The 18,353-nt window shown below is 63.1% G+C and carries 14 protein-coding genes, 3 tRNA genes and 2 pseudogenes; 12 read left to right on the top strand and 7 right to left on the bottom strand.

Going from position 1 to position 18,353, the window contains the following annotated elements; genetic code table 11:
* Window positions 1-29 precede the first annotated feature (29 nt).
* On the bottom strand, window positions 30-1,769 hold the full coding sequence (ngg, locus tag ACNFCJ_RS19175; protein WP_416773082.1) for an N-acetylglutaminylglutamine synthetase: 1,740 nt from the start codon (window positions 1,767-1,769) through the stop codon (window positions 30-32).
* 135 nt (window positions 1,770-1,904) lie between these two features.
* Window positions 1,905-3,674, bottom strand: coding sequence for an N-acetylglutaminylglutamine amidotransferase (locus ACNFCJ_RS19170; RefSeq protein WP_416773081.1), 1,770 nt, complete (start codon window positions 3,672-3,674; stop codon window positions 1,905-1,907).
* Between the two features lie 108 nt (window positions 3,675-3,782).
* On the opposite strand from ACNFCJ_RS19170, the gene ACNFCJ_RS19165 reads away from it, so the two are divergent.
* The 4 genes from ACNFCJ_RS19165 to ACNFCJ_RS19150 all read left to right on the top strand — a co-directional run bounded on the left by ACNFCJ_RS19165 (window position 3,783) and on the right by ACNFCJ_RS19150 (window position 4,725).
* Window positions 3,783-4,256: a MarR family winged helix-turn-helix transcriptional regulator gene (locus tag ACNFCJ_RS19165; RefSeq protein WP_003461493.1), complete on the top strand. Its 474-nt coding sequence runs from the start codon at window positions 3,783-3,785 to the stop codon at window positions 4,254-4,256.
* 96 nt (window positions 4,257-4,352) lie between these two features.
* A tRNA-Val gene (locus ACNFCJ_RS19160) sits at window positions 4,353-4,428 on the top strand.
* A gap of 35 nt (window positions 4,429-4,463) precedes the next feature.
* Window positions 4,464-4,540, top strand: a tRNA-Asp gene (locus ACNFCJ_RS19155).
* Window positions 4,541-4,648: 108 nt separating this feature from the next.
* A tRNA-Asp gene (locus ACNFCJ_RS19150) sits at window positions 4,649-4,725 on the top strand.
* Window positions 4,726-4,918: 193 nt separating this feature from the next.
* On the opposite strand, the gene ACNFCJ_RS19145 is transcribed toward ACNFCJ_RS19150, so the two are convergent.
* Both ACNFCJ_RS19145 and ACNFCJ_RS19140 read right to left on the bottom strand, forming a co-directional pair.
* Window positions 4,919-6,004, bottom strand: coding sequence for an AraC family transcriptional regulator (locus ACNFCJ_RS19145; protein ID WP_416773079.1), 1,086 nt, complete (start codon window positions 6,002-6,004; stop codon window positions 4,919-4,921).
* Window positions 6,001-7,026 (bottom strand): carbon-nitrogen hydrolase family protein, encoded by a 1,026-nt coding sequence (locus tag ACNFCJ_RS19140; protein ID WP_416773078.1) that lies wholly within the window; start codon window positions 7,024-7,026, stop codon window positions 6,001-6,003. The genes ACNFCJ_RS19145 and ACNFCJ_RS19140 overlap by 4 nt, the downstream gene beginning before the upstream one ends.
* 202 nt (window positions 7,027-7,228) lie before the next feature.
* On the opposite strand from ACNFCJ_RS19140, the gene ACNFCJ_RS19135 reads away from it, so the two are divergent.
* A complete protein-coding gene (locus ACNFCJ_RS19135; RefSeq protein ID WP_416773076.1) occupies window positions 7,229-9,262 on the top strand; it encodes an FAD-dependent oxidoreductase in 2,034 nt (677 codons plus the stop codon).
* Window positions 9,263-9,479: 217 nt separating this feature from the next.
* A complete protein-coding gene (locus ACNFCJ_RS19130; RefSeq protein ID WP_416773075.1) occupies window positions 9,480-9,911 on the top strand; it encodes a nuclear transport factor 2 family protein in 432 nt (143 codons plus the stop codon).
* Between the two features lie 8 nt (window positions 9,912-9,919).
* On the opposite strand, the pseudogene ACNFCJ_RS19125 reads toward ACNFCJ_RS19130, so the two are convergent.
* Both ACNFCJ_RS19125 and ACNFCJ_RS19120 read right to left on the bottom strand, forming a co-directional pair.
* A pseudogene (locus ACNFCJ_RS19125) lies at window positions 9,920-10,006 on the bottom strand (TAXI family TRAP transporter solute-binding subunit); the annotation flags it as partial.
* A 137-nt stretch (window positions 10,007-10,143) separates the two neighbouring features.
* Window positions 10,144-10,350, bottom strand: a pseudogene (locus ACNFCJ_RS19120) (TAXI family TRAP transporter solute-binding subunit); the annotation flags it as partial.
* Between the two features lie 677 nt (window positions 10,351-11,027).
* On the opposite strand from ACNFCJ_RS19120, the gene ACNFCJ_RS19115 reads away from it, so the two are divergent.
* From ACNFCJ_RS19115 to ACNFCJ_RS19105, 3 genes are read left to right on the top strand one after another with little or no spacing between them, the layout of a single operon-like run.
* A complete protein-coding gene (locus ACNFCJ_RS19115) occupies window positions 11,028-12,395 on the top strand; it encodes a chromosome partitioning protein ParA (protein WP_416773073.1) in 1,368 nt (455 codons plus the stop codon).
* Between the two features lie 2 nt (window positions 12,396-12,397).
* The gene (locus tag ACNFCJ_RS19110; RefSeq protein WP_416773071.1) at window positions 12,398-13,339 is read left to right on the top strand and encodes a 1-aminocyclopropane-1-carboxylate deaminase/D-cysteine desulfhydrase; all 942 of its coding nucleotides are present in this window, start codon (window positions 12,398-12,400) and stop codon (window positions 13,337-13,339) included.
* A 22-nt stretch (window positions 13,340-13,361) separates the two neighbouring features.
* Window positions 13,362-14,471, top strand: a complete 1,110-nt coding sequence (locus ACNFCJ_RS19105; RefSeq protein ID WP_416773069.1) for a cyclic nucleotide-binding domain-containing protein — start codon at window positions 13,362-13,364, stop codon at window positions 14,469-14,471.
* An 81-nt stretch (window positions 14,472-14,552) separates the two neighbouring features.
* On the opposite strand, the gene ACNFCJ_RS19100 is transcribed toward ACNFCJ_RS19105, so the two are convergent.
* Window positions 14,553-15,485, bottom strand: a complete 933-nt coding sequence (locus ACNFCJ_RS19100; RefSeq protein WP_416773068.1) for a DUF1853 family protein — start codon at window positions 15,483-15,485, stop codon at window positions 14,553-14,555.
* 97 nt (window positions 15,486-15,582) lie between these two features.
* Between ACNFCJ_RS19100 and ACNFCJ_RS19095 the strand changes: the two genes are divergently transcribed.
* The 3 genes from ACNFCJ_RS19095 to ACNFCJ_RS19085 are packed head-to-tail and all read left to right on the top strand — an operon-like array spanning window position 15,583 to window position 18,302.
* The gene (locus tag ACNFCJ_RS19095) at window positions 15,583-16,470 is read left to right on the top strand and encodes an NAD(+) kinase (RefSeq protein ID WP_090432834.1); all 888 of its coding nucleotides are present in this window, start codon (window positions 15,583-15,585) and stop codon (window positions 16,468-16,470) included.
* The gene (locus ACNFCJ_RS19090) at window positions 16,471-17,445 is read left to right on the top strand and encodes a metallophosphoesterase (protein ID WP_416773066.1); all 975 of its coding nucleotides are present in this window, start codon (window positions 16,471-16,473) and stop codon (window positions 17,443-17,445) included. It abuts the gene before it with no gap.
* Window positions 17,442-18,302: a rhomboid family intramembrane serine protease gene (locus ACNFCJ_RS19085; RefSeq protein WP_416773064.1), complete on the top strand. Its 861-nt coding sequence runs from the start codon at window positions 17,442-17,444 to the stop codon at window positions 18,300-18,302. Before ACNFCJ_RS19090 ends, ACNFCJ_RS19085 begins: the two co-directional genes overlap by 4 nt.
* Window positions 18,303-18,353: the final 51 nt, after the last annotated feature.

The raw sequence follows: 18,353 nt of genomic DNA, 5'->3' as shown, positions 1-18,353 counted from the left end.
CTGTGCGGGAGAGGGCCGGGGGAGAGTGGTCAGCTCGATACCTGGCTGAGCGGGAACAGCAGGTCGACGAAGCGCTCGGCGGTCGGCTGCGGCTCATGGTTGGCCAGGCCGGCGCGCTCGTTGGCTTCGATGAATACGTACTCCGGCTGATCAGCGGCGGGCACCAGCAGGTCGAGGCCGACCACGGGGATTTCCAGGGCGCGCGCGGCCTTGATCGCGGCGTCGCGCAGGGTCGGGTGGAGAATCGCGGTGACGTCCTCCAGGGTGCCGCCGGTGTGCAGGTTGGCGGTCTTGCGCACGGCCAGGCGTTGCCCGGCTGGCAACACGCTGTCGTAGTCGAGGCCGGTGCCGTGCAGCGTGCGCAGGGTTTCGGCGTCCTTTGGGATGCGACTCTCGCCACCGGTGGCGGCCTGGCGACGACGGCTCTGCGCATCGATCAGTTCGCCGATGCTGTGCCGGCCATCGCCGATGATCTCGGCCGGGCGGCGGATGGCGGCGGCCACCACTTCGTAGCCGATAACCAGCACGCGCAGGTCGTGACCTTCGTGAAAGCTTTCCAGCAGCACGCGCTGATCGAATACGCTGGCGCGCTCGATGGCCTCCTGCACTTCACCGGGGGTGCGCAGATCGACTGCCACGCCCTGGCCCTGTTCGCCATCGACCGGTTTGACCACGACCGAGCCGTGTTCGGCGAGGAAGGCGGCATTTTCTTCGGCGCTGCCGGCCAGGCGCTGCGCCGGCACACTGAGGTCGGCCCGCGACAGGGTACGGTGGGTCAGGCGCTTGTCCTGGCACAGGGTCATGCTCACGGCGCTGGTCAGATCGCATAGCGACTCGCGGCAGCGAATGCGCCGGCCGCCGTGGCTGAGGGTGAACAACCCGGCTTCGGCGTCGTCCACCGTCACTTCGATACCTCGACGCAGCGCCTCGTCGACGATGATGCGGGCGTAGGGGTTGAGTTCGGCCTGCGGGCCGGGGCCGAGGAACAGCGGCTGATTGATGCCGTTCTTGCGCTTGAGGCTGAAGGTTTGCAGCTCGCGAAAACCGAGTTTGGCGTAGAGCTTCTTGGCCTGTTGGTTGTCGTGCAACACCGACAGATCGAGGTAGCTCAGGCCACGGCTCATGCCGTGCTCGATCAGGTGGCGCACCAGCACCTCGCCGACACCGGGGCGGCTGCATTGCGGGTCGACCGCCAGGCACCAGAGGCTGCTGCCGTTTTCCGGGTCGCGGAAGGCGCGCTGGTGGTTGAGGCCCATGACGCTGCCGATCACCGCGCCGCTGTCTTCGTCCTCGGCCAGCCAGTAGGTCGGGCCGCCTTCGTTGTAGGGCGTGAGCTTGGCCGGGTCGATGGGCAGCATGTTGCGGGTTTGGTACAGGCAGTTGATGGCCCGCCAATCCGCCTCGTTTTGCGCACGGCGAATGCGAAAGCCACGAAAGCTGCGACGCGCCGGGCGGTAATCGGTGAACCACAGGCGCAGCGTGTCGGAGGGGTCGAGAAACAGTTGCTGCGGCGCATGGGCCAGCACCTGATGCGGCGCGGCGACATACAGGGCGATGTCGCGCTCGCCGGGTTGCTCATCGAGCAGGGATTCAGCCAGAGCCGTGGCGTCCGGGTAGGTGTGGCCGATCAGCAGGCGACCCCAGCCGCAGTGGATGGCCTGCGGTTGGCTGGGCTCGCTGGTGTGATCTTCGGCCAGACGCGCCTGAAGACGCTCGTAGGAGGGTGTCTGGCCGCGGATCAGGCGTTGTTTGAAGGCAGGGGAGCGCATGAGTTGTCCTTCGCCGGTCTGAACCGGATCGAATGTTGAGTCGTGTCGATCCCGGATTGCATCCGGGCTACGACCGTTCCTTGGCAGCTCACAGGGGCGGCTGAGCGGCATCGCGCTGCAGCCGCTCCTGCGTCGTTACAGACCCTGCTCGCTCAGCCACAGGTTGAGCGCCGCCAACTGCCATAGCTTTGAGCCGCGCAGCGGCGTGAGCTGGCTCTGCGGGTTGGTCAGCAACTGATCGAGCATGGTCGGGTTGAACAGGCCGCGATCCTGGCTTGGGTCGAGCAGCAGATCGCGCACCCAACCGAGGGTGGCACCCTCCAGATGCTTGAGGCCCGGCACCGGGAAGTAACCCTTGGGTCGGTCGATCACCTCGCTGGGGATGACCTTGCGCGCGGCTTCCTTGAGCACGTACTTGCCGCCTGCTGGCAGCTTGAACTGCGCGGGAATGCGCGCTGATAGCTCGGCCACGCGGTAGTCAAGGAACGGCGTGCGCGCTTCCAGGCCCCAGGCCATGGTCATGTTGTCCACCCGTTTGACCGGGTCGTCGACCAGCATCACCGTGCTGTCCAGGCGCAGGGCCTTGTCCACTGCAGCATCGGCACCGGGCATGGCGAAGTGCTCGCGAACGAACTCGCCGGCCATGTCGCCGGTCAGCCAGGCGGGCTGCACGCAGGCCGCGTATTCGTCGTGCTCGCGGTCGAAGAAAGCGGCGCGGTAGGCGGCGAAAGCATCCTTGGCACCATCGACTTGCGGATACCAGTGGTAGCCGGCGAACAGTTCGTCGGCGCCTTGGCCACTCTGTACCACCTTGCAGTGCTTGGCGACTTCGCGCGAAAGCAGGTAGAAGGCGATGCAATCATGGCTGACCATTGGCTCGCTCATGGCGCGGAAGGCCTGCGGCAGCTGCTCGAGAATCTCGTGCTCGCCAATGCGCAATTGATGATGGCGGGTGCCAAAATGCTGGGCGATCAGGTCCGAATACTGGAATTCGTCGCCACGTTCGCCGCCGGCATCCTGGAAGCCGATGGAGAAGGTCAGCAGGTTCTCCACACCGGCTTCGCGCAGCAGGCCGACCAGCATGCTCGAATCGACGCCGCCAGAGAGCAGCACGCCGACGTCGACCGCCGCGCGCTGACGAATCTCCACCGCCTCGCGCATGGCGTGCAGCGTGCGGTCGCGCCATTCCTCAAAGCCGTAATTCACTTCCTCGCCTTGCGGGCCGAATTGCAGCGTCCACCAGGTCTGTTGCTCGACCTTGCCGTCTGCATCGACGCGCATCCAGGTCGCCGGCGGCAGCTTCTCGACGCCAGCCAGGAGGGTGCGCGGCGCCGGCACCACGGCATGGAAGTTCAAATAGTGATTGAGGGCGACGGCATCCAGCGTCTTGGCGATGTCTCCACCCTGCAGCAGGGCTGGCAGCGACGAGGCGAAGCGCAGGCGCTCGCCGGTGCGCGACAGGTACAACGGTTTGACGCCGAGGCGGTCGCGGGCGATGAACAGGCTTTGCTTGTCACGCTCCCAGACGGCAAACGCGAACATGCCGTTGAGCTTGGGCAGCAGTTGCTCGCCCCAGGCGTGGTAGCCCTTGAGCAGCACCTCGGTGTCGCCGCCGGAGAAGAAGCGATAACCCAGCGTTTCCAGCTCGGCACGCAATTCGGGGTAGTTGTAGATGGCGCCGTTGAACACCATCGACAGGCCGAGATCACTGTCGATCATTGGCTGGCCCGAGGCTTCGGCCAGATCCATGATCTTCAGCCGGCGATGGCCCAGGGCGATCGGGCCCTGGCTATGAAAGCCATGGGCGTCGGGGCCGCGAGGGGCCAGGTGGTGGGTGATGCGCTCGACTGCCGCCAGGTCCGCGGGGCGTCGATCAAAACGAAGTTCTCCAGCTATTCCGCACATAGTTCCTTACCGGTGTTGCCGTTGGGGAGTGGCTCGTGGTCGAGCCTTTTACACCAAAACAAAATAATGCTTTCATGTCAAAGTTTTGGTTGTCATTAATTGGTGCTTATGAGCGATAAAAAAGTTCCTGTTGAAATAGATTTGTCATCTGTCATGGCCTTCGAGATGCCCCTGTTTCAGGCGCTGCGGCGCTTGCAGCAGGCGGGGGAGGTGCACGCCAAGCGCCTGGCCCGCTTCGGTGGGCTGACGCCCATGCAGTTGATGATCCTGCAGGTGCTGGCCAGTGAAGCGCGCCTGACCGCCAGCGTGCTCAGCAGCCGCGTTAGCCTGACCGCTGCGACGCTGTCCGGCATGCTCGATCGCTTGGAAGAGCGTGGTCTGTTGCAGCGCCAGCGCGATGATCAGGATCGCCGGCGCCAGTGGCTGTTGATCAGCGATGCGGGCCGTGAGCTGATCCAGCAAGCACCTTCGTTGATGCCACCGGAATTCAACCAGCGTTTTGCCGCGCTGGCCGATTGGGAGCGCCACAGCCTCACGGCCGCGCTGCTGCGCGCCGCCGAACTGTGCGGAGAGATGGAATGAGGTGGGCGATGAATCTGCCTTTTTCAGAAAAAATTCAAGCAGGGTGTTGACTTAGCATCGCCGCCTGCATAAAGTGCGCGCCTCGCTAAGGCACATGGGTGATTAGCTCAGCCGGGAGAGCATCTGCCTTACAAGCAGAGGGTCGGCGGTTCGATCCCGTCATCACCCACCATAGCCTTAGAGAGAAGGACGAAAGTCCACCGACGCGCAGCGGTAGTTCAGTCGGTTAGAATACCGGCCTGTCACGCCGGGGGTCGCGGGTTCGAGTCCCGTCCGCTGCGCCATTATTTCCCAGATCGGCACCTTGTCGATTTGAGATGGCAAAGCCCGCAAGGGCGCCATTAGATGTAACAGAGTTCCATGAGTTCTTTGGACGCAAGTCCAACCGACACGCAGCGGTAGTTCAGTCGGTTAGAATACCGGCCTGTCACGCCGGGGGTCGCGGGTTCGAGTCCCGTCCGCTGCGCCACATACGAAACCCGTCGATCGCAAGATCGACGGGTTTTTTATTGCCTGTTATCCGGGGTAATCAATCGCCCTGCGGCTTTTCGTCATCTTGTCTTCACACTGGCAACGTAGCTTGCTAACGAAAGATGAAATGCCCTAGGAGAATGTCCGATGGATGACTATCAGGAAGAACTGCTCGAGCGCGACGTCCTCAGTCAGGACATGCCCGATGTGGACGACGACGCCACCGAACTCTGAGCTGCGCCGCTGGCTCTGCGCTGTGTGCGGCGGTAATCGCCTGGCGTCTGCCCGAGCCAGCGCTTGAAGGCGCGCTGGAAGGCTTCGGCCGAGGCGAAGCCGAGCAGGTAGGCGATCTCGCCAAAGGCCAGCTCGGTATCACGGATATAGGCCGTGGCCAGGTCGCGGCGGGTGTCGTTGAGGATGGCGCGAAATTGCGTGCCTTCCTCCGCCAGCTTGCGTCGTAACGTCCAGCTCGGCAGGTGAAGGCTGCGCGCCACTTCCTGCAGATCCGGCTCATGGCCGTGCAGCAAGGGCCCCAGCAGCTGGATGACCTGTTCGCGCAGGCTGCGCGTGCGGGTCAGTTGATCAAGCTCTCGTTCACACAGCTCCAGCAGGTGGCGCCAGGTGCCAGGGCAATGCTGTGGATTGCGCAGGGCCAGGGTTTCGCTGCTCAGGCGCAGGCGGTTGGCTCCGCTGGCAAATTCCACCGCGCAGCCGAACAGGGGCTCGTAACGCTCGCTGTAGTCGGGTGGCGGAAATTCGATTTCCACCTTGTCCGCGATGATGGGGCGGTCGACCACCTGGCTCAGGTTGCTCTGCCAGCCGGCCAGCACCGAATCCACCACGAAGCGGTTGTAGGCGTTGTAGGGGCTGATCGAATAGAAATGCAGCCAGGCACCGCGGGCATCCTCGCTGAAGCCCGAACGGCCGCGATAGTTGGCGGCGTACAGCGGCTCGAAGCGCGTCAGGGTGCGTGCCGCTTCGCGCAGATCAGGCGCCTGCGCGGCGCAGATGCCGGCCAGGCCAATCTGGCTCAGTCGGCTGTGGCGGCCCATGTCCAGGCCCAGGGCGGGGTTGTTGCACAGGGCAATGGCGCTGTGGCCAAGGCGCATGAAGCGCGGGATCGACAGGCGCGCGCGCGGCTCGCTCAGGCGTGCTGAATCCAGACCGAACTGTTCGAGCAACGGTTCGGGGCGCTGGCCCTGTTCGCGCAGTGCGTCGGCCAATGCCTGGGTGAAGCCGACGGAGAGATCGCCAAGGCGAACGCGTGATGCCTTCATAACCATAGATTGATCAGTTGCGCGCCACGCTCGCTGGCGCCGCGTTCGCTGCGACCGGTATCGAAGGCGAGCGCCTGGGACTGACCGCTACGCTCCCACAATCGGCCGCGCAGATGGACTTTCAGCCCGGCGCGAATGCCATGGGTCTGCAGTTGTTCGCCAAGCTCGGCGTCGTCCGCCTGGCTGTCCAGATCGCTGGGCATTGCCAAGAGCTCGATGGTTTCGTCGCCAGCCGTCGTTGCCTGGCGCAACTGCTGCATGTCACCACCGAGTAGCACGCCGAGGCGGCCGGCCGGGGTCTCCAACACTTGCACGGCGCCGGTTGTTTCGGTCGTCAGCGCGCCTGCACTGAAGGCGTGGCGTTGTGGCTGGCCGAGCGGGTTGCCGGCCCGGTCGAAGACCAGGCTGACGTTGTACAGCGGCCCGCGGCCGACTTCGAGGCGGCCCTGTTCTATGTGAGGCTCGGGCAGAACGATGGAGCCCGCCACCAGGGTGATCTGGTAATCGCGAGCCAGATCGCCAAACAGCTGTTGATAATCACGCGCCATGGTCTTGGCCTTGGTTCGCAGCATGGCATCGTCCAGGCGCGCGTCGTCTGCGGCGCCCAGTAGCGCGCCGAGAAAATCCAGCGGATTGGTTGCCGCCAGCCAGTGCATGGCCTGGCGGCGTTCATTGGCACGGTAGAGTTCTTCTTTCTCGCCAACGGCGAGCAGCCAGGTGCCGATATGTTCCGGCAGCACGACGACGGTGCGCGCGTTGAGCATGCCCCGCTCGCGGGCGTGATCGAGGTAGGCCGCCAGTTTCAGGCGCAGGCGGGCGAGGCTCTGGTAGTCCGCTGGGAATAGCTCCGGCTGGATGCCCAGCAGGTTGCCGCGCGGGCCGGGCTCGCCGATATCCAGCGCGACCTGGCTGCGCAGGTCGGACAGGTAGTGGGTGCTGGGACGCTGCTCGATCCACTGGGCGTAGCTGCCAAGGCCGGCCAGCAGTGCGAACGCGAGCAGAAGGGTGATCAGTAGGCGCATTTCGGGATGTTCGGCTTCGTTGCGGTGCAGGTTAGGTCGGTCGAGCCGTGCTGCCAAGGTGAATTGCTACTTTTGATCATTATCTTGTTAGTTTTGATCATTGAGCATGGTTGGCAGCCTCTTTATCGTCTGGCTCCATAACCGACCGCGTGACCATGAGACCGCGGCAATCCGTGAACTGCACCGCGATGTGGAGAATTCCATGACTGCTCGTTACCCGCACCTGCTGGCCCCGCTCGACCTCGGCTTCACCACGCTGAGCAACCGTACCCTGATGGGCTCCATGCACACTGGTCTGGAAGAGAAGCCGGGCGGCTTCGAGCGCATGGCGGCCTATTTCGCCGAGCGTGCCCGTGGCGGCGTTGGCCTGATGGTCACCGGCGGCATCGGCCCGAACGAGGAGGGCGGCGTGTATTCCGGCGCAGCCAAGCTGAGCACGGTGGAAGAGGCCGAGAAGCACAAGGTCGTCACCCAGGCCGTGCATGAGGCCGGCGGCAAGATCTGCATGCAGATTCTGCATGCCGGGCGTTATGCCTACAGCCCCAAATCCGTTGCGCCGAGCGCCATCCAGGCACCGATCAACCCGTTCAAGCCGCGCGAACTGGACGAAGAGGGCATCGAGAAGCAGATCGCCGACTTCGTCAATTGCGCCGCGCTGGCCCAGCAGGCCGGTTATGACGGCGTCGAGGTGATGGGCTCGGAAGGTTATTTCATTAACCAGTTCCTGGTTGCCCACACCAACCACCGTACCGACCGCTGGGGCGGCAGCTACGAAAACCGCATGCGCCTGCCGGTGGAAATCGTCCGCCGCGTGCGCGAGGCGGTGGGGCCGAACTTCATCATCATCTATCGCCTGTCGATGCTCGATCTGGTCGAGGGTGGCAGCACCTGGGGCGAGATCGTGCTGCTGGCCAAGGCCATCGAAAAGGCGGGCGCTACCCTGATCAACACCGGCATCGGTTGGCACGAGGCGCGCATCCCGACCATCGCCACCAAGGTGCCGCGTGCGGCCTTCACCAAGGTCACCGCCAAGCTGCGCGGCGAAGTGTCGATCCCGCTGATCACCACCAACCGCATCAACACCCCGGAAGTGGCCGAACAAGTGCTGGCCGAGGGCGATGCCGACATGGTGTCGATGGCGCGCCCGTTCCTCGCCGACCCGGACTTCGTCAACAAGGCTGCCGAAGGCCGCGCGGACGAGATCAACACCTGCATCGGCTGCAACCAGGCCTGTCTGGATCATACTTTCGGCGGCAAGCTGACCAGCTGCCTGGTCAACCCGCGTGCTTGCCATGAGACCGAGCTGAACTACATCCCCACCACCACGGTGAAGAAGATTGCCGTGGTCGGTGCCGGCCCGGCTGGTCTGGCCGCTTCCACCGTCGCCGCCGAACGTGGCCACAGCGTGACCCTGTTCGATTCGGCCAGCGAGATCGGCGGCCAGTTCAACGTGGCCAAGCGCGTGCCGGGCAAGGAAGAGTTCTTCGAGACCCTGCGTTACTTCAAGCGCAAGCTGGAAACCACTGGCGTCGACGTGCGCCTGAATACCCGTGTGTCGGTGGACGATCTGGTGGCGGGCGGCTTTGACGAAATCATCCTGGCCACCGGCATTACCCCGCGTACGCCGGATATTCCGGGTATCGAGCATGCCAAGGTGATCAGCTACCTGGACGCGATTCTCGAGCGCAAGCCGGTCGGGCAGAAGGTCGCGGTGATCGGCGCCGGCGGTATTGGCTTCGACGTGTCCGAATTCATCACCCATCAAGGCAAGGCCACCAGCCTCGATCGCGACGAGTTCTGGAAGGAATGGGGTATCGATACCACGCTCGAGGCCCGTGGAGGCGTGGCGGGTGTCGAGGCGCATCCGCACCCGGCGGCGCGTCAGGTATTCCTGCTGCAGCGCAAGAAATCCAAGGTCGGCGATGGCCTGGGCAAGACTACCGGCTGGATTCATCGCACCGGCCTGAAGAACAAGAACGTGCAGATGCTCAACAGCGTCGAGTACGTGCAGATCGACGATGCCGGTCTGCATATCCGCATCGCTGGTGGCGAGGAGCAGGTGTTGCCGGTCGATACCGTGATCGTTTGCGCCGGCCAGGACCCGCTGCGTGAGCTGCAGGACGGTCTGGAGAGCGCTGGCCAGCGCGTGCACCTGGTCGGTGGCGCGGATGTCGCCGCCGAGCTCGACGCCAAGCGGGCGATCAACCAGGGCTCGCGTCTGGCTGCTGAGCTGTAATGACGACGCCCCGCCTACAGACCGTTTGAAAACGTAGCGAGCGAAGGTCAGGCAAGGCAAAAAATGGCGAGAAACGCTCGGAGTCGCGTTCGACTTTACGAGTTGTAAATGAGCATTTTGAGCCGTTTTTTAACGCAGCATGGCCGAGCGCAGTAGTTTTCATACGGTCTGCTGCGAGGTGTTGGCTGTCTGGCCTGACCACAACAAGGAGAAGCCGGTGTCTCTCAATGCCCAGCTGCAACCTGCCGCTGCAGCCAGCCTCGCGCGCTGGCACCAATTCGTCGCCGCCAAGGATCTGAGCGCCTTGCCTGAGTTGCTGCACCCACAGGCGGTGTTCCGCTCACCCATGGCGCACACCCCATATCCGGGGGCGCAGGTGGTCAATATGATCCTCAATACTGTGCTCAAGGTATTCGAGGACTTCGCCTATCACCGCGAACTGGCCACCGCCGATGGCCTCAATGTGGTGCTGGAGTTTTCCGCGAAGGTTGGTGGGCGCGAGTTGAAAGGAATCGACATGATTCGTTTCGACGATTCGGGGCGAATCGTCGAGTTCGAGGTGATGGTACGCCCGATGAGTGGGCTGCAAGCGCTCGGTGCCGAAATGGCCCAGTGCCTGGCGCCTTTTCTCGCTGCAGCCAAAGGCTGAACGGCGCTCTACTTGAGAACGCCGACTTCTCGGTAAAAGCGCTCGGCGCCTGGGTGCAGCGGAATCGGCAGACTACTGGTGGATCGCTCCAGCCTAGGGTTTGTACGAAAAGTCGTCGAGCGAAGGTCAGGCGAGGCAAAAACGGGTGAGGAAGTGGAGTTTACGAGCTGTAAATGAGCATTCCGAACCCGTTTTTAACGAAGCATCACCGAGCGCAGGCACTTTTCGTACAGAGCCTAATGTCCTTGGCGGCTGGATGCGCTTCGGCCAATCGGTCGAGGTTCTCGAAGAGCAACTTGGTCATCTGATAAGCCACGGCGTCGGAAACGCTGGTCTGGCTGACCAGAACGTTGGTGATGGTCGCCGTCGTCACGTCGCTGGCCTGGCCTTTGTAGGTGCCGGCAGGGATGGTGCCCGACTGATAGGCGCTGCTGCCGATACCGCCGGTAAGGATGTTGATCGAGGTTGGATTGGCGTGAGCGTTGGGACTACTGGCCAAAATCGCGGCAGCGGCGAACAGGCCAAGGCGCTTGGCTAAGTGCATGGGAATTCTCCGTTGTTGTTGTTTTTAGCTAAGGACGCGGCAGTGCTGTGCAGGCAGTCTTCTGGCGCCGGAATAGGCACTCGCGAAGCGGATTGAACGATGAGGGGTTGGCAGTGAGGTGATAGCAGAACATGGCTGACCTCTTGTCTTTTTTATCAGTCCGGCCGCGCGACAGGCGCGCGAGCTTGTACGTGCCAGAGCGGGTGACTTGCCAGGTTGTCGGATCACCGCTCTAGAGCGGATGAGCCCAATGCTACTGGCTGAAATAGGCAAAATTCCGCTTGTGAGGCAGGGGTGAAAAGCAAGAATCCGCCGATCGAGTTGTGTTGGGCAGGCTGTTACTCATCCCGGCGGACCGGACCGCTGGCAGCTTTCGTACTTTCCGGTCTGGTCACATTTTTGCGCCAAGCAGTGGCCTATTTGGGCTGGCTCGCAGAGTGAGTGCCAACCCAGTCACATTGCTGTGGTTGGGTTTTCCCCTAGACTTGCTCGAGGTATCAAGGACGATATCAGTGCAGAGTCTGCGCTGCGCTGGCACGCGACGTATTCCCGGTTGGTCCAGAGGGTCCTCAATGAGCATGCAGAACAAGCCGCAGATGGTGGAAGCCGTGATGTTCTTCAGTGAACGCGGTATCTGCAAACAGATGATGTTCCCTGAGTTCGAGGCTTTGCTCGACGGCGTGGTGAACATGCCCGAATTCGCCGACGAGCAGATGCGTGCGGTGTTCGTGGTGATCAATCCGCGCCTGCAGGTCAGGGCTGCGGTGTTCTTCTTTCTGGATTTCGACGAGGACGGTCGCCCCGACAAGGGTTGGAACATTCCTCTGCAACATCTGGCCGAGCGTGCCGGCCGTGGTCCGGATCTTGGCGCTGGGCCGATTCGTCTGGCCTGTCGCAGCCAGTGTCCGGTTTCCTGGCATCAGATGCACCTTTGGGACCCCAGTCTGGCGCCCGCTCAGAATGACCTGGTATTGCTGCGCGATGCAGTCAAGCGCAATCAGCTTGGGCTGCTGATCGAGGACGACAGTGCTCAGGCGGTGGTTGCCGAGCGTTTGCAGGTGGCCTCCGAAGATAAATGGTATGCGCCCGATCCGGCCAAGGAAGTAGCCGAGCAACTGGCGCAGAAAATGGATCAGGAACATCGAGCCAAGACAGCGCAACTGATTCAGCAGCAGCGTCTGCGCATCACCAGCCTGACCCAGCAGCATGAAGACGAGCTGGCCAAGTTCAAACTGGCCAGCGAGGAGCAGAGCAAGAATCTGCAGGGGCAGATTCATGGGCTGCATCAGGCGCTGCGCCAGCAGGAGGAGCTCAACGCTAACCTCAAGGCGCAACTGGCCGCCCAGGCCGAAAGTTTCCAGAGCAGCCGTGAAGACATGACTCAACAACTGCGTGCCCTTGAGCGTCATGGTCGTACCGAGGGCGATATTCTGCGGGCGCAGTACGATGGTGAAATGCGCGCCAAGGTTGCTGCGGCCGTGGCGGAGTACAAGGAACAGATTGCCATACGCGACGTCGAACTGGCCTATCGCAACGAGCTGGATGCCCAGTTGCAAGCGGAAATCGAACGCCTCAAGCGTGAGCGCGATGCATTCGCCAGTCAGGGCGGTGATCAGGTGCTCGATCGTCTGGCCAAGCTTGGCGTGGTGTTCGTGGTGTATCATCCCGGCGCCGGGCACCTGACCATTCCCCTGCAGGATGTCGCCCGCTATCAGGACAATCCCATGGCCTACGCCGCTGGCAAATGCTTCGTTTCCGAAGAGCAGTATCGGCACTGGTTGGCGCATTATCAGCAGCCCAGCTGCGACGCATGCTTGCCCAGTGGTGAGCGCTGCGCCATTCCCATCGATCGTGTCGATACGCCCAGCCGTTTCACCCTGGGTGATTCGAACTGCTGCGCGCGGCACAAGGCGAGTAGTCGTCTGCGTACCGTCAGCTGACCTTGCCAATACGGATCCCCACCTGGCGCCCGCGGGCGCCGCTACAACCTCTGCAACTGGACTGGCTAGAGGCTGCCGGCGTCGAGCTTGCCTGTCTGCGCCTGGATCTTGTCGACCCCCTGCTGTCCGGCAACAAGTGGTTCAAGCTCGCACCCTATCTTGAGCAGGCCGCTGCGGCCGGCGCGCACGGTGTGATCAGCCTGGGGGGGGCGCACTCCAATCATTTGCATGCGCTGGCGGCGGCGGGCCGGCGTTTCGGTTTCGCCTGCGTCGGTCTGTTGCGTGGTGAAGCGCAGCAGACCCCGACCGTCGATGATCTGCAGCGCATGGGCATGACCCTGCACTGGCTGGGTTACGGTGGCTACCGTGCGCGGCATCAACCGGATTTCTGGGTGCCATGGCTCGCTCGATACCCGAATTTTCAGGTGATTGGTGAGGGTGGTCTGGGACTTCAGGGCGCCAGTGGCTGTAGCTGTCTGGTGGAGATGGCCGAAGCGCAGTTGGCCGATATCGGCTGGTCCGATTTCGATGCCTGGTGGCTGGCTGCGGGGACCGGCACTACCCTGGCTGGTCTGCTGCTGGGTGATGGTCAGCGCAGCGTGTTCGGCGCGCAGGCGGTACCTAATGATCACGGCGTCGCCACTCAGGTCGCCACGTTGCTGGACGAGGCTGGGGCGTCGGCGCGGCGTTACCAACTGATCGAGGCAGCACGCGGCGGTTTTGCCCGTATCGATGAGCCGCTGCGCCAGTTCATCCTGGAAACCGAGCAAGCCTGCGGTGTGCCATTGGAACCTGTTTATACCGGCAAGGCGTTGATGGCGCTGCGCGATTTCTGCGAGCAAGGTCAACTCGCACGCGGCACTCGGCTGATCTTCATTCATACTGGCGGCTTGCAAGGTCGACGGGTGTTGATGGGCGCCAGTGCCGACTACACTCAGGTCTGACCAGCGGAGCCTGGAAATCCTCATGAGCGAACCCCTTACCCCCGAACAACTGCGCAGCCTGACGCCGCTCAACGCGCTTTCCGCGCAGCAGTGGCGCGAGTTGCGTAGCCAGTTGGTGCCGCAGCCGCTGCTGGCCGGGCAACTGCTGTTTCGTCAGGGGGATCAGGCGCGCCTGACCTGCTATCTGCTGGCCGGCGAGTTGCAGCTGCAGGATGCCGCGGGCAGGACGCAGACGTTGCAGGCCGGCAGCGAGATCAGCTGTCACCCGGTGTCACCCGGCCTGCCACGGTTGCATGACGCTCGCGCCTTGACCGATATCAGCGTGCTGATGATCGACAGTGCCACGCTCGATCGCCTGTTGACCTGGCGTTTGGCGCATCAGGATCTGTTATTGGCATTGCAACACAGTGGCGCCGATATCGAATGGCTGGAGCGACTGCTGGAAAACCCGCTATTTGCCAAGGTACCGCCAGCCAACGTGCAGAACATGCTCGCTCGCTTGCAGAAGATCGAGCTGGCGGCTGGCAGCCAGATTATCGAAGAGGGTGCCACTGGCGATTGCTGCTATTTCCTGGAAAGCGGCCGCGCCGAGGTGATTCGCGGCGCTGGCAGTGATCATCAGGTGCTGGCGGAGCTGGAAGTGGGCGCCTGTTTCGGTGAAGAAGCGCTGCTTGCTGATCGGCCACGCAATGCCACGGTGACCATGGTCGAGGCGGGTAGTGTGCTGCGCCTGGATCGTCAGGATTTCTTTGCTTTGCTCAAGGCTCCAGTCGTGGCCGAGGTGTCGCTGGGCGAGGGCGCCAGGTTGCTGACACAGGGCGCGCAGTGGCTGGATGTGCGGCTGCAGGAAGAGTACGAGAAGGCGCACGCGCCGCAAGCGCTACATATGCCGCTGCAACTGTTGCGCCTCAAGGCGCGCCTGCTGGATCGCTCACGCACCTACCTGTGCTACTGCGACAGCGGCAAGCGAAGCAGCAGTGCGGTGTTTCTGCTCTCGCAACTGGGTTACAGCGTTTATGCCCTGCGTGGCGGCCTGGATGCCCTACCGGCGGTGCAGCGCGACGCACTACTGTGTGAAAGCGGGGCAGGGTATCTGGCGCGTTCCGGTGGGCGTACCGAACGTAGCCGTTGATTGGCGCTGGCCCTGCGGCCTATCACCGAGGTGGGTGAAGCCCGCGGATTGCCGGTAGCAGCGTCCCGGATTGCATCCGGGCTACGACTGCGCCGGCCACTGATCGTTGACCAGAAATATTCGTTCGACCTCTCGCCAATCCCCGGAGTGATTTTCCTCCAGGCGCACCAGCAATTGCGCCTGAGCGTCCGGTCGTAACAGCTTCAGCCATTGCTGGAAGGTGTCTGCGGGCCAGGCCTCGCCAGTCTTTATCAGCGCCGGTGCGAGCCAGGCCAATCGCGGCAAGGGTTGCCAGCGAGCGTCTGGTTTGGTCGCGGCGAAAGTATCCCAGTCGCACTGGTGTAGCCAATTGCCCCGGCAGTGCTCGGGGCCCGCGCCGCGAGGTGATGGGCAACCATCAGGCCAGGGGTAGAACAAGTAGCCGCCGAGCCAGAAGGCGGACCGAGTATCGCCCAACTGCAGCTCGTTCAAGGTCGCGCGTGCCTCGCGGCGCGACGACAGGGGCAACTGGTGCTGCGCGAGGTGACCGAGTTTCAGGTCAAGCCGATCATGGCTGCCGGGGCCGAGCCAGTCCGCCGCGTCGCTACCGCGCGTGCCCAGGTAGAACTTCACCGCCAGCTCCATGTGATGCTCGCCTTCCGCGTCGCGCAATAGCAGGTCCAACTCGCCCAGTGTCTGGCCGTTCTGACGGATCGGTAGGTTGGCGGCGACCACCTCTACATCCGGCGCCGCGTGCAGGGCGAACTGCCACAGGCGTTCGTAATAGAGGCCGAGGCGATGCACCGGTTTTGCCGTCAGCCAAGTGTGCAGTGGGCTGGGGTCCTTGTCCTGCTGCGCAAGCCAGTCTGCCAGTTGTTGCGGTTGCTGCGTCCAGCAACTGGCCTGTAGCGGATGACGCTGGACTTTCGTGGTCTCACCGAGCACGGGTGGCGAGAGCAGCGTCCACGCCAGGTCGCGCACTGCAGGGGTATGCAGGCTTTGCAGCGGGTCATGCATCAGGTCAGGGGCGCTCATGATCTCGAGCATAGCGCAGCAACAGCAGTGGTTTGCTGCGGCCCCGGCGTTTGGCCGATAATCTCTCTTCGTTTCTTATCTGTCTGGCGGGAGTCCCATGGAGCAATTTCGCAATGTCGGCATCATCGGGCGCCTGGGTAGCACGCGGGTGCTGGAAACCGTGCGGCGACTCAAGCGCTTTCTGATCGACCGCCACCTGCATGTGATCCTCGAGGACACCATCGCCGACCTGCTGCCGGGACACGGCCTGCAAACCTCCTCACGCAAGATGCTTGGCGAGGTCTGCGACCTAGTGATCGTCGTCGGCGGCGACGGCAGCATGCTCGGCGCAGCCCGCGCCCTGGCACGGCACAAGGTGCCGGTGCTGGGGATCAACCGTGGCAGTCTGGGTTTTCTCACCGATATTCGCCCTGATGAGCTTGAGCTCAAGGTGGCGCAGGTGCTCGAAGGCCAGTACCTGACCGAGAATCGCTTCTTGCTCGAAGCCGAGGTGCGCCGCCAGGGCGAGGCCATCGGCCAGGGCGACGCGCTCAACGACGTGGTGCTGCACCCCGGCAAGTCGACGCGGATGATCGAGTTCGAGCTGTATATCGACGGTCAATTCGTTTGCAGCCAGAAGGCCGACGGCCTGATCGTCGCCACGCCCACGGGTTCTACCGCCTATGCGCTGTCTGCTGGCGGGCCGATCATGCATCCCAAACTCGATGCCATCGTGGTGGTGCCGATGTACCCGCACACCCTGTCCAGTCGGCCTATCGTGGTCGACGGCAACAGCGAGCTGAAGGTGGTGGTATCGCCGGACATGACCATCTATCCGCAGGTGTCCTGCGACGGCCAGAACCACTTCACCTGTGCGCCGGGCGACACCCTGCACGTGGCGAAGAAAGCGCAGAAGTTGCGCCTGATCCACCCGCTGGATCACAACTACTATGAGGTCTGCCGTACCAAGCTGGGCTGGGGCAGTCGCCTGGGAGGGCAGGACTGAATGTCCCTCGACCCCCATCGTGGCTATGACCTGATCGGTGATATCCACGGTTGTGCGCGCACCCTCGAACGTCTGCTCGAACGTCTGGGTTATAGCCGGCAGAGCGGTGTGTGGCGCCATCCGACGCGTATGGTGATCTTCCTCGGTGACCTGGTCGACCGCGGCCCTGGCATTCGCGAGGCCCTGCACCTGGTGCACGATATGGTCCGCGCCGGCCAGGCACTGTGCATCATGGGCAATCACGAGTTTTACGCGCTGGGCTGGAGCACGCCGGCACCGCCAGGCAGCGGCCGTCACTACGTGCGCGAGCACAGCCCGCGTCATCAGCGCCTGATGCGTGAGACATTGGCGCAGTTCGAAGACCATCCGCAGGAGTGGCGCGAATTCCTCCGCTGGTTCTATGAGATGCCACTGTTCATCGACGCCGGGCGCTTCCGCGTCGTGCACGCCTGCTGGGATGATGAGTTGATCACGCCGCTCAAGGCGCAATTTCCCGATGGCTGTATCGACGAACATTTCCTGCAGGCCTCGTCCGTGCCCGGCAGCTTCGCCAACATGGCGCTCGATCGCCTGCTGCGCGGCACCGACATGCGCCTGCCGCACGGCCTGACCCTGACCAGCGGCGATGGCTTCACCCGCTCGTACTTCCGCACCAAGTTCTGGGAGGAGGACCCGAAGACTTATGGCGATATCGTCTTCCAGCCCGATGCCTTGCCGGAGCTGGCGGCGCAGACGCCGTTGACTGAACTGCAGAAGGACGAGCTGCTCAGGTACGGCGCGCATGAGCCGCTGCTGTTCGTCGGTCACTACTGGCGACGTGGCAAGCCGGCGCCGATCAGGCCCAACCTGGCCTGCCTGGATTACAGCGCAGTGGTCGGCGGCCGCCTGGTGGCTTATCGCCTGGATCAGGAAACACGTCTTGATGCGGGCAAATTCGTCTGGGTCGATGTCGACCCGCAGGAGGCACCGCGATGACGGCAGTAGAAGTGCTGCGCTTGCCGCTGGATACCGACTTGAGCGGCTTCGTTGGCCTGTTGCAGCGCTTGAACGTGCCGCACCGGGTGGCAGAAGAGGGCGGGCAGCAGGTGCTCTGGGTGCCAGATGAGCAGCTTGCCGAGCAAGTGCGCGACCTCTATGCGCGTCACCCGCAGGGCTATGCCGGCGGAGAAGTGCCGGCAAGCGCTGCGCCGGTGCGGGACAGCTTCTTCACGCAGTTGCGGCGCAGTCCGGTTACGGCACTGGTGCTGCTGGCGACCTTCATCGTCTTTGCCGTGACCTTGGCGGGCGAGAATTTTTCCACCATCCGCTGGCTGAGCTTCGTCGATTTTCGTATCGACGGTGAGCGCATCTATCTGACCTACCTGGATGCCACCTTGGGCAGCGGTCAGTGGTGGCGCCTGATCACGCCGATGCTGATTCACTTCGGCTGGCTGCACCTGGCGATGAACAGCCTGTGGTACTGGGAGCTGGGGCGGCGTATCGAGTTTCGTCAGGGAGCCATTGGTCTGTTCGGGCTGACCTTGCTGTTCGGCCTGGCGTCGAACTTCGCCCAATACTGGTGGGCTGGGCCGTCGTTGTTCGGCGGGTTGTCTGGCGTGCTTTATGGCCTGCTCGGGCATTGCTGGATCTACCAGCGCGTGGCACCGAATTCGGCCTACCGGCTGCCGCCCGGCGTGCTGGTGATGATGCTGATCTGGCTGGTCGTGTGCATGACCGGCATCTTCGAAACGCTAGGTGTTGGTGCCATCGCCAACGGCGCGCACGTCGGTGGCTTGCTCACCGGCTGCCTGACCGGGCTGCTTGGCGGTATGCTGGCCCGACGTAGCGCTTGATTCGACTTTAGACCTGTAGGGCGGGTGCAACCCGCCAGCTCTGTGTTTCGG

Origin of the sequence: Pseudomonas sp. NY15364 (genome assembly GCF_048068235.1) — a bacterium.
Classification (GTDB): Bacteria; Pseudomonadota; Gammaproteobacteria; order Pseudomonadales; family Pseudomonadaceae; genus Aquipseudomonas; species Aquipseudomonas mendocina_D.
This window is presented reverse-complemented; position numbering and strand designations above follow the sequence as displayed.